General features: G+C 64.0%; 16 protein-coding genes and 1 tRNA gene. 11 read left to right on the forward strand and 6 right to left on the reverse strand.

Features of this window, described 5'->3' with window-relative positions:
* Positions 1-78: 78 nt before the first annotated feature.
* Both EJC49_RS11950 and EJC49_RS11955 read left to right on the forward strand, forming a co-directional pair.
* Entirely contained in the window at positions 79-1,488 is a 1,410-nt protein-coding gene (locus EJC49_RS11950; protein WP_170314691.1) for a lipopolysaccharide biosynthesis protein, read from the forward strand.
* Positions 1,489-1,490: 2 nt separating this feature from the next.
* The gene (locus EJC49_RS11955) at positions 1,491-2,774 is read left to right on the forward strand and encodes a GNAT family N-acetyltransferase (protein WP_126700159.1); all 1,284 of its coding nucleotides are present in this window, start codon (positions 1,491-1,493) and stop codon (positions 2,772-2,774) included.
* Between the two features lie 6 nt (positions 2,775-2,780).
* On the opposite strand, the gene EJC49_RS11960 is transcribed toward EJC49_RS11955, so the two are convergent.
* Positions 2,781-4,433: an AMP-binding protein gene (locus tag EJC49_RS11960; RefSeq protein WP_126700212.1), complete on the reverse strand. Its 1,653-nt coding sequence runs from the start codon at positions 4,431-4,433 to the stop codon at positions 2,781-2,783.
* Between the two features lie 31 nt (positions 4,434-4,464).
* Positions 4,465-4,549, reverse strand: a tRNA-Leu gene (locus EJC49_RS11965).
* A 252-nt stretch (positions 4,550-4,801) separates the two neighbouring features.
* Between EJC49_RS11965 and EJC49_RS11970 the strand changes: the two genes are divergently transcribed.
* Both EJC49_RS11970 and EJC49_RS11975 read left to right on the forward strand, forming a co-directional pair.
* Positions 4,802-5,383 (forward strand): YqaA family protein, encoded by a 582-nt coding sequence (locus EJC49_RS11970; RefSeq protein ID WP_126700160.1) that lies wholly within the window; start codon positions 4,802-4,804, stop codon positions 5,381-5,383.
* A gap of 12 nt (positions 5,384-5,395) precedes the next feature.
* Positions 5,396-5,902, forward strand: a complete 507-nt coding sequence (locus tag EJC49_RS11975; RefSeq protein WP_126700161.1) for a disulfide bond formation protein B — start codon at positions 5,396-5,398, stop codon at positions 5,900-5,902.
* 159 nt (positions 5,903-6,061) lie between these two features.
* On the opposite strand, the gene EJC49_RS11980 is transcribed toward EJC49_RS11975, so the two are convergent.
* Both EJC49_RS11980 and EJC49_RS11985 read right to left on the reverse strand, forming a co-directional pair.
* The gene (locus EJC49_RS11980; RefSeq protein ID WP_126700162.1) at positions 6,062-6,619 is read right to left on the reverse strand and encodes an HNH endonuclease; all 558 of its coding nucleotides are present in this window, start codon (positions 6,617-6,619) and stop codon (positions 6,062-6,064) included.
* 142 nt (positions 6,620-6,761) lie between these two features.
* Positions 6,762-7,406: a DNA-3-methyladenine glycosylase family protein gene (locus EJC49_RS11985; RefSeq protein ID WP_126700163.1), complete on the reverse strand. Its 645-nt coding sequence runs from the start codon at positions 7,404-7,406 to the stop codon at positions 6,762-6,764.
* Positions 7,407-7,477: 71 nt separating this feature from the next.
* On the opposite strand from EJC49_RS11985, the gene gluQRS reads away from it, so the two are divergent.
* Positions 7,478-8,347 carry a tRNA glutamyl-Q(34) synthetase GluQRS gene (gene gluQRS / locus EJC49_RS11990; RefSeq protein ID WP_126700164.1) on the forward strand — a complete coding sequence of 290 codons (870 nt, stop codon included), beginning with the start codon at positions 7,478-7,480 and terminating at the stop codon, positions 8,345-8,347.
* Positions 8,348-8,367: 20 nt separating this feature from the next.
* Here gluQRS and EJC49_RS11995 read toward each other — a convergent pair whose 3' ends face one another.
* Positions 8,368-8,727, reverse strand: a complete 360-nt coding sequence (locus EJC49_RS11995; protein ID WP_126700165.1) for a hypothetical protein — start codon at positions 8,725-8,727, stop codon at positions 8,368-8,370.
* A gap of 46 nt (positions 8,728-8,773) precedes the next feature.
* On the opposite strand from EJC49_RS11995, the gene EJC49_RS12000 reads away from it, so the two are divergent.
* Positions 8,774-9,661, forward strand: coding sequence for a DMT family transporter (locus EJC49_RS12000; RefSeq protein ID WP_126700166.1), 888 nt, complete (start codon positions 8,774-8,776; stop codon positions 9,659-9,661).
* Here EJC49_RS12000 and EJC49_RS12005 read toward each other — a convergent pair.
* Positions 9,628-10,479 (reverse strand): YihY/virulence factor BrkB family protein, encoded by an 852-nt coding sequence (locus EJC49_RS12005; RefSeq protein ID WP_126700167.1) that lies wholly within the window; start codon positions 10,477-10,479, stop codon positions 9,628-9,630. The two genes, EJC49_RS12000 and EJC49_RS12005, sit on opposite strands and share 34 nt — an antisense overlap.
* A gap of 226 nt (positions 10,480-10,705) precedes the next feature.
* On the opposite strand from EJC49_RS12005, the gene EJC49_RS12010 reads away from it, so the two are divergent.
* The 5 genes from EJC49_RS12010 (at position 10,706) to EJC49_RS12030 (ending at position 14,213) form a co-directional block, all read left to right on the forward strand.
* A complete protein-coding gene (locus EJC49_RS12010) occupies positions 10,706-10,906 on the forward strand; it encodes a twin transmembrane helix small protein (RefSeq protein ID WP_126700168.1) in 201 nt (66 codons plus the stop codon).
* 20 nt (positions 10,907-10,926) lie between these two features.
* Positions 10,927-11,508 carry a cob(I)yrinic acid a,c-diamide adenosyltransferase gene (locus tag EJC49_RS12015; protein ID WP_126700169.1) on the forward strand — a complete coding sequence of 194 codons (582 nt, stop codon included), beginning with the start codon at positions 10,927-10,929 and terminating at the stop codon, positions 11,506-11,508.
* Between the two features lie 17 nt (positions 11,509-11,525).
* Positions 11,526-12,284 carry a rhomboid family intramembrane serine protease gene (locus EJC49_RS12020; protein ID WP_126700213.1) on the forward strand — a complete coding sequence of 253 codons (759 nt, stop codon included), beginning with the start codon at positions 11,526-11,528 and terminating at the stop codon, positions 12,282-12,284.
* Between the two features lie 222 nt (positions 12,285-12,506).
* The gene (locus EJC49_RS12025) at positions 12,507-13,256 is read left to right on the forward strand and encodes an electron transfer flavoprotein subunit beta/FixA family protein (protein ID WP_126700170.1); all 750 of its coding nucleotides are present in this window, start codon (positions 12,507-12,509) and stop codon (positions 13,254-13,256) included.
* A 27-nt stretch (positions 13,257-13,283) separates the two neighbouring features.
* Positions 13,284-14,213, forward strand: a complete 930-nt coding sequence (locus tag EJC49_RS12030; RefSeq protein WP_126700171.1) for an electron transfer flavoprotein subunit alpha/FixB family protein — start codon at positions 13,284-13,286, stop codon at positions 14,211-14,213.
* The last annotated feature ends 39 nt before the right edge of the window (positions 14,214-14,252 follow it).

The raw sequence follows: 14,252 nt of genomic DNA on the forward strand, positions 1-14,252 counted from the left end.
CGCGTCGCCGAACCGTTTCTTAAGCTGTCCGTGCTACGATTCGAAGCGTCACAATGACGCGTTCGGGGTATGGATAGGGTGCGTTTTTCAGCCGCAACGACAGCGGAAAGATTGCTGCCGGAGCGTCTCGCGGCGGCGGCCCGGCCGCTGCTTCAGCGCGCCGACGCCCTCTTCAGCGCGCGCGACGAGACGGGCGAGGCCGGCCGCGTCTCGCTGATCGCCTTCGCCATCCGCATCGTCAACGCCGTTATCGCCTTCGTTAGCCAGGTGTTGCTGGCCCGATGGATGGGTCCGTTCGAGTACGGCATCTTCGTGCTCGTCTGGGTGACCATGGTCATCGCGGGCAATCTGTCCTGCCTCGGCTTCCACACCTCGGTCATCCGCTTCGTCTCGGAATACCGCAAGAATTCCCGGATCGCAGAACTGCGCGGGCTCCTGCTGACGAGCCGCCTCTTTGCCCTCGCCTCTTCCACGCTGATTGCCGTAATTGGCTTTGCTGGGCTCGGGTGGTTCGAGGATGCGATCGAGAGCTACTATGTGGTGCCGTTCTACCTCGGCATCATCTGCCTGCCGATGATCGCTTTGTCGGATCTCCTGCAGGGTATCTCACGGGCCAATGCCTGGGCCTTCTCGGCGCTATCGCCGACTTATCTCGTCCGCCCGGTGCTCATCCTCCTGTGCATGGCGGGCGCGCTCGCCGCCGGATACGCGCCAAGCGCGCAAACCGCGGTGATCTGCGCCATCATGGCAACCTACGTCACGACCATCTGGCAACTCGTCACAGTCTCGGGCCGCGCCGACCGCCTGAACGGGCGAGGGCCCAGGCGGGTCCTTTTCAGGCAATGGCTGATGGTTTCGATGCCGATCTTCTTGGTGGAGAGCTTCTTCTACCTGCTCACGAACGCGGACGTGCTGATGGTCGGCCGCTATCTTCCGCCGGACGACGTGGCGATCTACTTCGCCACGGTCAAGACGCTGGCATTGGTCCATTTCGTCTACTTCGCGGTAAAGACCGGCGTCGCCCAGCGCTATGCGTCGATCTGGCACGGGGGCGACAGGGCGGCATTTCGCGCCTTCGCCCAGGCCACCGTCGGCTGGACCTTCTGGCCTTCGCTCGCGATGGCCGTCGTCGTGCTGGCGCTGGGCCAGCCGATCCTGGCGCTCTTCGGACCGCATTTCGACGAGGGCTATCCGCTGCTCTTCGTGCTGGTGCTGGGCGTGGTCGCGCGCGCCGCCGTCGGGCCGGCCGAAAGCCTGCTCACCATGAGCGGCAACCAGAACGTCTGCGCCCGGGTCTACGCGCTGACACTGGCGATCAACATCGGGCTCAACGTCATGCTCATACCGCTCTACGGCCTGTGGGGCGCGGCGGTGGCCACGGCGGTGGCGATGAGCTTCGAGGCCTTGGCCCTCTCCTTTACCGTGTGGCGGCGGCTCGGGATCGTCATGGCGGTCTTCGTGCCAGCAACCCTTTCCAAGGACGCTTGACCATGGCGGCGATCCCGATCCTCGAGGAGATGAGCGGCAGTCCGGCCGGAGCGATGATCGCCAGTCTGGCGGGGCTGAAGAACGACCTGCTGGACCCGAAGCGGGCGCAACTCGTGCTTTCGAACGGAACCGACCGCCGGTTGGCGGTCTATCCGGCATCGGCGGGCTTCGATCTCGTCGAGGAACTCGATTTCCTCTGCCTGCGCACGGTCGAGCCGAACGTGTTCTTCAATCCGCGCTTTCTCGCGCCGGCGATGCCGCGGCTGGAGGATCGCGAGGTGCGTCTTGCCGTCATCCGCGACGGCGACGAGGACAAGAACCGGCTTCGAATGCTGATGCCCTTCTCGGTGGAGCGCCCCACCGGCCCGATCGGCGTGCCGATCATGCGCACCTGGTCCAGTCCGTTCGGTCCCCTCGGCACGCCGCTGATCGATCGCGATGATCCCGTGGGCGTGATCGACGACTTCCTGGCCATGCTCGCACGGCCACATCTCAAGCTGCCGGGCGTCCTCGTCCTGCCGGACGTGCGCCTGGATGGCGCTGCCGCGCGCGTTATCCGTGCCGCGGCGCTGGGACGAAACCTGACCGTGATCGAGACCGACCGTACGAGCCGGCCCTTCCTCGAAAGCAATCTCGACGGCGAAGCCTATCTCAAGCAGACGCTGCGATCGCATCATGTGCGGGAGTTCCGTCGACTGAAGCGGCGCCTGGGCGAACACGGGGTGGTGAACCATGTGGTGGCGCGCCAGCCCGATGAGGTTCGGCTGGCGCTGGAGGAGTTCCTAACGCTCGAATCGTCCGGCTGGAAAGGCCGCGAGCGCTCGGCGCTGGCGGTGGACCGGTTCCGGGCGCCCTTCGCGCGGGAAGCGATCCACCGGCTGGCGCAGCGGGACCTGTGCCGCATCCATTCGCTGACGGTCGATGGCAAGACCATCGCCAGCCTCGTCGTGTTCGTCGAGCAGGGCGTCGCCTACACGTGGAAGACGGCCTATGACGAGGCTTACGCGGCCTATTCGCCGGGCACGCTTCTGGTCATCGAGATCACCCACAAGCATCTCGACGATCCCAACATCGGGGCGACCGACTCCTGCGCCGTCGCCGACCATCCCGTGATGAGCCGGCTCTGGAGCGAGCGCCGCGAGATGGGAACGCTGGTGATCGGCCTCACCCCGGGCGCCGACAGGCCGGCGCGCCAGGCCGCCGGGCAGATCCACCTCTATCGCGAAACGCGCAATTTCGCGCGGGCGGTGCGGACCCGCCTGCAGGGGCTCCTGAAGCGTCGTTGAGCCTTCTCAGAAGCCGGGGACGGACCTGTCCTCGGCTTCGCGGCGGGCGCGGTCCCGGAAGATGCGTCGGATCACCTTGCCGGTGGTCGTCAGCGGCATCGAATCCACGAACTCCACCTCGCGCGGATATTCATGCGCTGACAGTCGCTCGCGTACCCAGGAGCGTATCTCGTCGCGAAGGATCTCCGATGGCGCGACGCCATCCTTGAGAACGACATAGGCCTTCACGATCTCGGTGCGCAGGGCATCCGGCTTTCCGACCGCCGCCGCGAGCGCGACCGACTCGTGACCCGTCAGGCAATCCTCGATCTCGCCTGGGCCTATTCGGTAGCCGGCGGACGTGATGACGTCGTCGTCGCGTCCGAAGAAGTGGATGTAGCCGTCCGGATCCGCGATCCCCTGGTCGCCGGTGGTCATCCAATCGCCGATGAACTTCTGGGCCGTCGCCTCGGGATTGTTCCAGTATTCGAGGAACATCACCGGGTCGGGTCGGCGGACCGCGATCTGGCCGGGCTCGCCCGGCGGGACGGTCCCGCCGTCGGCGTCAATCAACGCCACGTCATGGCCCGGCACCGGCTTGCCCGTCGAGCCGGCGCGACTCACGCCGATCGCGGCACAAGAGCCGAGGACCAGGTTGCACTCCGTCTGCCCGTAGATCTCGTTGACCGTCAGCCCAAGTTCCGTTCGCGCCCAATCGAACGTCTCGCGGCCGAGCGCCTCGCCAGCCGAGGCGACCGAGCGCAGCTGGTTCGGGAAAATGCGTTCGATGTCGCGGTGGGACTTCATCATTCGCAACGCGGTCGGTGGAATGAACGCGTTGCGGACACCCGTTTCGCGCATCAGCGCGCAGGCCGCGGACGGGTCGAACTTTTCGGATCGGGACGAGACCACCGGTATCCCGAAATAGAGCGCCGGCAACAGGGCGTTGAGCAGGCCGCCGGCCCAGGCCCAGTCGGCCGGGGTCCAGAAGCGATCACACTCCCGCGGCATGAACTCATGCGCCAACTGCATGCCCGGCAGATGGCCGAGCAGGACGCGATGTCCATGCAGCGCGCCCTTGGGCGGCCCCGTGGTTCCGGAGGTGAAGATCATCATCGCCGGATCGTCGGGCGTCGTGTCCACGGGCGCGAAGCGAGGGTTGCCCTCCGACAGCAATTTTTCGATGCCGACGGCGCCGTCGGCGTCTCCCTCGACCAGCACGATGAGTTCCAGGTCGTTCAGGCGATCGCGGATGCGCCTCAGCTTGAGCGCGCCGGCGGCATTGGTGATCACCGCCTTCACGCCCGCGGTCGCCAGCCGGTATTCCAGCGCCTCGACGCCGAACAGAAGCGCCAGCGGCACCGCGATGGCGCCGAGCTTGTAGATCGCGACGTGGCTCATGGCAGTCTCGAAGCTCTGCGGCAGGAGCAGGGCGACGCGATCCCCGCGACCGATCCCTCGCGCTCCAAGCGATGACGCGATGGCGGAAGAACGGGTGGACAGTTCGAGAAAATTCAACGTCGCCGGATCGCCGTCTGGCCGCCACTCGATCAGCGCGGTGCGCCCGGGATCCCGCGCGGCCCAGGCATCCGAGACGGCGACGCCGATGTTGAACCTGTCGGGTATGACCCACCGGAAGGCGGATCGAAGCGCGTCGTAGGTGTCGCGGCGATCGAGCATCAAGCGATGCCGCCCCCCAATGGACGATGAATGGTGCCCCTGGCCGGGTTCGAACCAGCACTCCTTTCGGAACTCGATTTTGAGTCGAGCGCGTCTACCAATTCCACCACAGGGGCCTGCGGGACGTCTGGCACGGGCCGGACGGCTGCGGACTATACGAACGCGCGGCGGCACGTCAAACGCTTTCTGACGGCTTGCTTGAGCGGCGCAAGGACCGGCCGACCAGATGGGAGATGGGGCGATGCCACGTCGCACTCTTCCTCGCCCGCGAGACACCCCGCCGAAAAGCAGGGCTGGCGCATATGGTGGCCGCTTCCCTCCCGTCGCCAAAAACACTAAAGCGTGACGCATCGCACAGGAGCCCCCCGATGCTTCGCAGACTTTACGACTGGACGATGTCGCTCGCCGCAACGCGCCATGCCGAACGGGCGCTGGCGGGCGTGTCCTTCGTCGAAAGCTCCTTCTTCCCGATCCCGCCCGATGTGCTCCTGATTCCGATGGTCCTGTCCGACCGTTCGAAATGGATCCGCTATGCCGTGATCTGCACGGTTGCTTCCGTGCTCGGGGCGATGCTGGGCTATGCGATCGGCGCGTTCCTCTTCGACCTGATCGGACAGCCGATCCTGGAACTCTACAACGCGCAGGACTCGTTCGCGAGAATCCAGGCGTGGTACGACACCTGGGGCGGATGGGGCGTGCTGTTTGCCGCGATAACGCCCTTTCCCTACAAGGTCCTGACGATCTTCTCCGGTTTCACGGGTCTCGACCTCGTCACTTTCGTCGTCGTTTCCATCATCGGCCGCGGCTTCCGCTTCTTTCTGGTGACATGGCTCCTCAACCGCTTCGGCGAGCCGATCCGGACCTTCATCGAGAGGCACCTCGGTCTTCTTTTTACCGTCTTCATGGTGCTGCTGGTCGGTGGATTCGTCGCCATCCGATACGTTTTCTGACAGGTCCCGCGCATGTCCATCACCGCTTCGGCCGGTCGCCGGCAGATGCTCACCGCCTCTTTCCTGGCCCTGGCCATGGCCGGCGTGGTCGGCTCGGCGCTGCTGTTCGAGCATGTCGGCGGCTACCTTCCCTGCAAGCTTTGCCTGGAACAGCGCCTCCCCTACTACATCGGCGCGCCGGTGATGGCGTCGGCCGTGCTGGCATCGGCTCTGAACCTTCCCGGAATCGTCACCCGCGGCCTCATTCTCGTCGGCGCGCTGCTGATGACGTGGGGGCTATGGATGGGCGTCCATCATTCCGGCGTCGAATGGGGCTGGTGGGCGGGACCGACGGATTGCGGCGTCGTCAGCGGAGCGCCCGCAGGAGGCAACCTGCTCGATTCGCTAAACACGGTGATTCCGCCGTCCTGCGACGAGGCGGCGTTGCGGATCCTCGGGCTGTCCCTCGCCGGCTGGAACGCCATCGCCGCCCTGATCCTGGCAGCGATCGGCTACCGCGCCGCCTTCGCGAAAGCCTGAGCGTCTGATCCAAGAGTCGCCAGGCCGGGCTGCAAATCGCAATTTCCGCGCTTTCGGTGCTCACGCACTCGAATGTACGCTGCGCTCCGGTTCTCGAAAACGCCATTTTCGCCTCGGCCTGGCGCTTTTTTGATTCAGACACTGAACGGGCGGCGCGAATCAGGGCTCCAGTTCCACGTCCCAGTAGAGGTAATCCATCCAGCTCTCGTGCAGATGGTTCGGCGGAAACATCCTGCCATTGTTGTGCAGGTCGTGGACCGTCGGGTGAAACGGCTTTTGCATGGGCCACATACGCGCCTGCGCCGGCAGCATCCCGCCCTTCCTGAGGTTGCAAGGGGAGCAGGCGGCCACGACGTTCTCCCAGGTTGTCTCACCGCCGCAGCAGCGCGGGATGACATGGTCGAAGGTCAAGTCCTCGTGCGCACCGCAATACTGGCACTGGAATCGATCCCGCAGGAATACGTTGAAGCGCGTGAACGCCGGGTTGCGCGAGGGCTTCACATAGGCCTTCAAGCAAACCACGCTTGGGATTCGCATCGAGAATGTCGGGGAGGAGACGGCGTGCTCGTATTCCGCCACGATGTTTACCCGGTCGAGAAACACCGCCTTGATGGCGTCCTGCCAGGACCAGAGCGACAGGGGACAATAGCTGAGCGGTCGGTAATCCGCGTTCAGCACGAGCGCAGGCAAGCTATCCGGCGAGACGGAAACCGTCACTTCGATCCACTCCTTGTTGCTGAGAACGGAACGGCGCGGATACTGTAAGCCACAGATGTCAGGAATGTGAAGCGCCCAATTTGCCTCACGCGCGGTGATAGGGTTTCTCGCCGCGCGCGGTATTTCAAGGGCTTGCGCGGATTCAGGTCAGCGTCACCCCCTCGCGACCCTTCATGGAGCGATAGTAGGCCCAGAACAGCCGGGCGGCGGTGCCGCGGTGTGGAGCCCATGATTCGGCCAGGCCCGCAAGCCTCGCGGCGGCCGGACGGGGCACGATGCCGAGCGCGTGGCCAACCGCGCTCTGCAAGGCGACGTCGCGGGCCGGGAAGATGTCGGGGTAACCGGCCGAAAACAGGAGATAGATCTCCGCGGTCCAGCGTCCGATGCCATGAACGGCGGTCATTCGCGCGATCGCCTCGCCCGCGTCGAGCCGGCACAGCGCGTCGAGATCGAGTTCGCCCGCCATCGATGCCGCGGCAATGGCGCGCAACGTCTTCTGCTTCGGACGGGAGAGGCCGGCTTCGCGAAACAGGGAATCATCGGCCGCGTGGATCGCCTGGGCCGTCAAAGGGTCGCACAGGGCCGTCAGGCGTCCCAGTATCGCCGCGGCGCTCGCCACCGAAACCTGCTGCGACACGACGATCGAGACGAGGCTGGCGAAGCCCGGCTCCGTGCGCCGCAACGGGACGTCGCCGGCCCTGACGCGAACCGGAACGAGCCTGGAATCGAGCGCGCAGAGCGCATCCAGTGCCTCGTGGACGTCGGCGATGGTCTCGATCCTGCGCATGCCCTTCCTCTTTCGGCGCCCGGACAGTAGCAATCGAAACCGAACCGATCCATGCCGCCTCGCGAGCGCCGATGACCTTGCCCAGCTTTCGCTTCGCGCCGAGCCCCAACGGCGCACTGCATCTCGGCCATGCCTTCTCCGCCCTGCTCAACGCGCGGATGGCGGCCGAGGCCGGCGGGCGGTTCCTGCTTCGCATCGAGGATATCGACACGGAACGCTGCACGCGAGCGTTCGAGCGCGGCATCCTGGAAGACCTCGCCTGGCTCGGCATCCGGTGGGAGCAGCCGGTGCGACGGCAATCGGAGCACTTCGACGCGTATGCCGAGGCCCTGGAACGGCTCGTGGCGGAAGGCCTCGCCTATCCCGCCTTCATGAGCCGGGGCGAGGTTCGGGCGTGGCTCACCGAGGACGCTCCGGCCGAATGGCCGCGCGATCCGGACGGGGTGCCGTTCTACCCGCCCCGCGATCGCGGGTTGCCCCCGCGCGAGCGGGCGGCACGCATCGCCGGTGGCGAAGCCTATTCCTGGCGGCTCGACATGGCGGCTTCGCTGGAGCGTCTGCGGCGGCGGCCGACCTGGACCGAGACCGGCATGGGGCCGACAGGCGATTCGGGCGTCATCGTCGCCGACCCGGCCGCGTGGGGCGACGTCGTGATCGCGCGAAAGGATGTGCCGGCGAGCTACAATCTGTGCGTCGTGGTGGACGACGCCATCCAGGGCATCACCAACGTCGTGCGCGGGCGGGACCTCTTCCATGCGACGTCCGTGCACCGCGTTCTCCAGGACTTGCTCGGCCTGCCGGCGCCGTCCTACCACCATCACGACCTGCTCCTCGGAGAGGATGGACGCAAGCTCTCCAAGAGCCGGGGCGACACTGCGTTGCGCGCCCTGCGCGACATCGGCGCGACGCCCGGAGACATCGCGAGGCTGCTGGAGCGGTGAACCCGCCGGCTGGCGGATCGTCAGGCCCTGTTGAGGGCGGACTTGAGGAGAAGCACGGTGACGAGCGCGACGAAGGCGCCCGCAAGGCCCACGAACGACGCCTCCTGGAGGTCGGAAAGCCTCACGCCGTAGAGATTGAGCAGGTAGATCGAGCCGAAGAAGCCGCCCGTGAGGATCACCGTCATCGGGGTCGGGCCGACGCCGTCGCGGCCGATGATCACGCTCAGCCCTATCGAAAGGATGAACGACAGGATCGTCACGACCGAGACGGCCATGAAGATCCACCATACGCTCAGGTTCCAGATCACGACGTCGCGCCTCGTCACACGGCCAGATGCCCTGGCACCCACGATAGTCACCGCGTGGATACTATCGCTCAATCCTTTCCCTTTGCTTATTCGCCCGTCCAAGGACCCGCAAAGCGCCATGACCCTCGCCAGACTTGCTCCCGCCGTCTTCGTCGTCCTCTGGGCGACCGGCTTCATCGGCGCCCGCTACGCGATGCCCTGGTCGGAACCGTTCAGCTTCCTGGCGGTGCGGTTCGCGATCGCCTTCGCGCTGCTCGGCGTCCTGATGCTCGTCTTGAGCACGGCCAGGGCCGGATGGCGCGAAGCTGCGCATGCCGCCTTCGCCGGCATGCTCATGCACGGGATCTATCTCGGCGGTGTCTTCTGGGCGATCCGGCACGGCATGCCCGCCGGACTGTCGGCACTGATCATCGGGCTCCAGCCGCTCATCACGGCGGTGATGGCCGGGCTTTTTCTCGGCGAGCGCATCCTGCCCCGGCACTGGCTCGGTCTCGCCGTCGGCTTCGCGGGCGTGTCCATCGTGCTCTGGCCGAAGCTCGGCTCGATCACGGGCGGCGTGACCGCGTTGACGTTGACGGCGTCGGTGATCTCCGTGATCGGGATGAGCGCCGGAACGATCTGGCAGAAGCGTTTCATCACCGGCGTCGATCTCGTGGCGGTTACACTCTACCAGTATCTCGGCGCAACGATGCTTATGGCATTGGGTTCGATGGCTACGGAAACGCGCGTCTTTGTTCCGACTGTCGACCTTGTGCTGGCGATGGTCTGGTCGGTCTTGGTCCTGTCCATCGGCGCGATCCTGCTCTTGATGTATCTGATCCGCCACGGGGAGATGGCCAAGGTTGCATCTCTCTTCTACCTTGTGCCCGCATGCACGGCGGTCATGGCTTGGCTCCTCTTCGGTGAAGAACTTTCGACCATCCAGATTCTTGGTATGGTGATCGCAACGTTCGGTGTTGGCATGGCTACGGCTCAGCGTCCTATGAGAGCACGGGCTTCGCGGTAGCGGCGGATCGCGGCATTGAACTCGCCTCCCAGAATGAAGATCACAGAAACGATATAGAGGAATACGACCGCGATCATGATCGAGGCAAGGCCGGCATAGGTCGTCACATAGGTCGAAAACTGCGTAAGATAGGCTGCAAACAGTGCCGAACCTGCGATCCAGCCGACTACCGTCAGCGTAATACCAGGAAGAATGTCAAGCAGAGAGCGCCTGCCGGCCGGCAGCCAGAAATGCACGCAAACAAGTCCGATGACGATCACTGCGGAAGCGATCGAGTAGCGCCAAATCGTGATCGTGCCCATGTAGGGCGCAATCCAGTCGAAATGTTGCTCGGCGATCCTGCCGACCAGCGGAGCCAGAACTAGCAGTACACTGATCGCTAGGAAACCTAACGTGGCGATCAGCACGAAGGCGAGGCTCTGCAACCTGCGGAAAATGAAAGAGCGATGCTCGGTCACGCGGTAGGCACGGTTGAGCGATACCCGCAACGCTTCAATGCCGTTGGACGCGAAGATCCCCGCCGCCACAATGCCGAAAGTCAGTACGTCGGTCCGCTGGACCGTAAGCACGTTTGTCACTTCCCGCGCGATGGGTTCGGCGATTTCCTGCGGCCAGGTGTCGAAGACCAGATGCACGGCGGTGTCAGCGAATGCATTCGCCCCAAGAAAACTAGCGAGTGTTGTCGCGAAGATCAGGAATGGGAAAACTGCGAGCAGCGCGGACAAGGCCAGATGGCTCGCCATCGACCAGCCGTCATCCGTGTCGAAGTGGCCGTATGCGTCGGTCAGAATGCGCCGTGCCGCGGTCATTCCCCGCATGAACCCTCCTCGTCATTGTGCCGCCTCGGCGAATATGTGAAGTCAGGGAGCGCCAATGGCAACCAGCGTCAGCCCTCTGCTGGAGGACCAGGGGCGACACGATTATTCGTATCATTGTTCAACCGCGCACTGTTCAGATTTCTCGGAAGTCCTGTCACTGCTGGCCTAACGCCCTAGATCCCTCGCAGTTTCCACCCCGCCATTTTTTCAATTTCGGAACGTCGCCATGTCCACCGTCTTCAACATTCTCGCTATCGTTGTCATGGTGGCCGTCGTCATCGTGCTTACTCGGGGGCTGATCAATATGCTCCGCGGCGGTTCCGGCAATACGTCCAACAAGCTGATGCAGGCGCGTGTCCTCCTCCAGTTCGTGGCGCTCGTCTTCATTATGTTGGCGCTGTGGTACAGCCGCTCAGGCACCGGTTAAATGGGGAAAAGGGACCCGCGATGGTCAAACTGAACAAGATATACACGCGGACAGGCGACGGCGGCACCACCGGCTTGGTCAACGGAGAACGGCGCGCGAAATCGGACCTGCGGATCGAAGCCTTTGGCACTGTTGATGAAGCGAATGCATGCATCGGGCTGGCGCGCCTTTACACAGCGACGGACCATCCCGCTATCGATGAGATGCTGGAGCGGATCCAGAATGACCTTTTTGATCTCGGTGCCGATCTTGCGACGCCCGGTGGCACCCAGATCGAGGGATACGAGCCATTGCGTATCGTTGAAAGTCAGGTCGCGCGCATAGAAGCCGACATCGACGCCTTGAACGCAAGGCTCGAACCGCTTCGGTCTTTCGTGCTGCCGGGGGGGACGCCGGCAGCGGCCGCATTGCATCTCGCCCGCACGGTGGCGCGCCGAGCCGAGAGAGCGATGGTCGCCGCAAACGAGGCTGAAGCACAAGATATCGGTTCCGAAGCTATGAAGTACATCAACCGCGTCTCGGACTTCCTCTTCGTCTCCGCCAGGGCGGTGAATGGAATGGGTTCCGGCGACGTGTTATGGGTGCCTGGAGCCAATCGCTGATTCGAGGGGGTAAGGCGATGTTCATACCTCTTCATGACGCGAACACCCTCAAGCATATCCGGCTTCAGTACATCACGCTCGCGATCATCGCGGCCAATGTCATTATTTTTGTTTTCATGGCCGCCGGCGGCAGTTCCCAGGCCACGGTCTACGGACTCGGCTACGTGCCGGCGGTGGTGAACGACGTCGCCGAACTTCCCCCTCACTTGGTGCTCGTCCCCGAGGGCTTCACCTACGTGACCTACGCCTTCCTGCACGGCGATTTCCTCCATCTGGCCGGCAACATGCTGTTCCTCTGGGTCTTCGGCGACAACATCGAGGACGCCGTCGGCCATTTTCGCTTCCTGCTGTTCTATTTTGCCTGCGCCGCGGCCGGCGCCGCCTTCCACGGCATGCTCGCTCCAGGATCCGAGATTCCACTGGTCGGTGCGTCCGGCGCCATCGCCGGCATCGTCGCGGCCTACCTGATCCTGCATCCCCGCGTGAAGGTCTGGGTGCTAGCCTTCGGGCGCATCCCGTTGCGCATTCCCGCCTTTATCCCGCTGATTCTGTGGGTCGGGTTCCAGATGCTGATGTTGACCGTCGGCGACGACAGCAACATCTCATGGGCGACCCATGTAGGCGGCATCCTCTGCGGCGCTATTTTGATCGTCATCCTGAAACGGCCCGAGGTGCCGCTCTTCGACCGCCACATCGTCACGCCCGCCGCGGTCGAGACAACGACGGCTGAGCCGGATCCCGCGCGCAAGCCTACGACGCGCTGGGGCAGGCAGTAGAGAGTTGCCGATACGCCGTGACGTACCACATCTCGGCGCGGACGGCTGAGCAGCGCGTCTCCGCTGTTGACGTAAACGTCACTCAAACATAGGGTCCGCGTGCGCCAAGAGACCCGGCGCACGGCCATTTTTCGTAGCCGGATGTCGGCTTGGGACTAGCGGCGACTGTGGCGCGGATGTTAAACGCCGCCCAATCGTGTCCAAGGAGAGGTTCTAGCGCCCATGAAAGTTCTCGTCCCTGTGAAGCGGGTTGTCGACTACAACGTGAAGATTCGTGTGAAGACGGACGGGTCGGGCGTCGAACTCGCCAATGTGAAGATGTCGATGAACCCGTTCGACGAAATCGCCGTCGAAGAAGCTATCCGACTGCGGGAAGCGGGCAAGGTGACCGAGATCATCGCTGTGTCCGTTGGTCCGCAGCAGGCGCAGGAGACCATCCGCACCGCTCTCGCCATGGGCGCGGATCGCGGCATCTTGATCAAAGTGGACGAACTCGTCGAGCCGCTGTCGGTTGCCAAACTATTGAGGGGCGTGGTCGAATCCGAAGGGATCGAACTCGTGATCCTCGGCAAGCAGGCGATCGACGACGATGCCAACCAGACTGGCCAGATGCTGTCGGCGCTGCTCGGCTGGTCGCAGGGAACCTTTGCCTCCAAGCTCGAGATCGATGGCGCCACCGCGAGGATCACCCGTGAGATCGACGGTGGCCTTCAGGTTCTCGACCTGAAGATGCCAGCGATCGTGACCACCGACCTGCGTCTCAACCAGCCGCGCTACGCCTCGCTGCCCAATATCATGAAGGCGAAGAAGAAGCCGCTCGATGAAAAGAGCCCGGCCGACTATGGCGTCGAGATCAATGCGCGCCTGAAGGTGCTCAAGACCGAGGAGCCCGGCGGCCGCAAGGCTGGGGTCAAGGTCAAGTCGGTCACCGAACTGGTCGACAAGCTCAAGAACGAAGCCGGCGTGCTTTGATCGCAGCGTCAGGAAAGGAATAGACAAATGGCCATTCTTCTCGTCGCTGAACACGACAATGCGACCGTTTCCGACCAGACTGCCAAGGCGCTCTCCGCAGCCCTTGCTATTGGCTCCGATGTGCATGTCCTCGTCGCCGGCAAGGGCGCTCAGGGCGCCGCCGACGGGGCTTCGAAGCTCCAAGGGGTCACGAAGGTACTGTTGGCGGAAGCCGACGAGCTGGCGGAACGGCTGGCCGAGCCGGTCGCCGCGCTGATCGTCAGCATCGCCGGCGGCTACGACACCATCCTCGCGCCCGCCACGACCATGGGCAAGAACGTCATGCCGCGCGTGGCGGCCCTGCTTGACGTGATGCAGGTCTCCGACGTGATCGAGGTTGTTTCTGCTGACACGTTCAAGCGGCCGATCTACGCCGGCAACGCGATTCAGACGGTTCAGGCGACCGATGCCAAGAAAGTGATCACTGTCCGCACCGCGACGTTCCAGGCTGCTGGCGAGGGAGGATCGGCTTCCATCGAGACCGTCGATGCCGCTGCCAACCCGAATTTGTCCACTTTCGTGGAGAACCGCATTGCGGCCAACGACCGCCCCGAACTGACCTCGGCTCGGATCATCATTTCGGGCGGACGAGCGCTCGGCTCTTCGGAGAAGTTCCAAGAGGTCATCACGCCGGTAGCTGACAAACTTGGCGCCGCAATTGGTGCCTCGCGCGCCGCGGTCGACGCGGGCTACGCGCCCAATGACTGGCAGGTCGGTCAGACCGGCAAAGTGGTGGCTCCGGAACTTTACATCGCGGTCGGTATCTCGGGCGCAATCCAGCACCTCGCGGGCATGAAGGACTCGAAGGTAATCGTCGCGATCAACAAGGACGAGGAAGCGCCGATCTTCCAGGTGGCTGATTACGGGTTGGTTGGCGACCTCTTTGCCATCCTGCCGGAACTCGAAAAGGCGCTTTGAAGCCGCATCGACTGCGCATAAGATCGTGAGCGTTGCAGC

It is taken from the genome of Aquibium carbonis (assembly GCF_003970795.1).
Lineage (GTDB): Bacteria > Pseudomonadota > Alphaproteobacteria > Rhizobiales > Rhizobiaceae > Aquibium > Aquibium carbonis.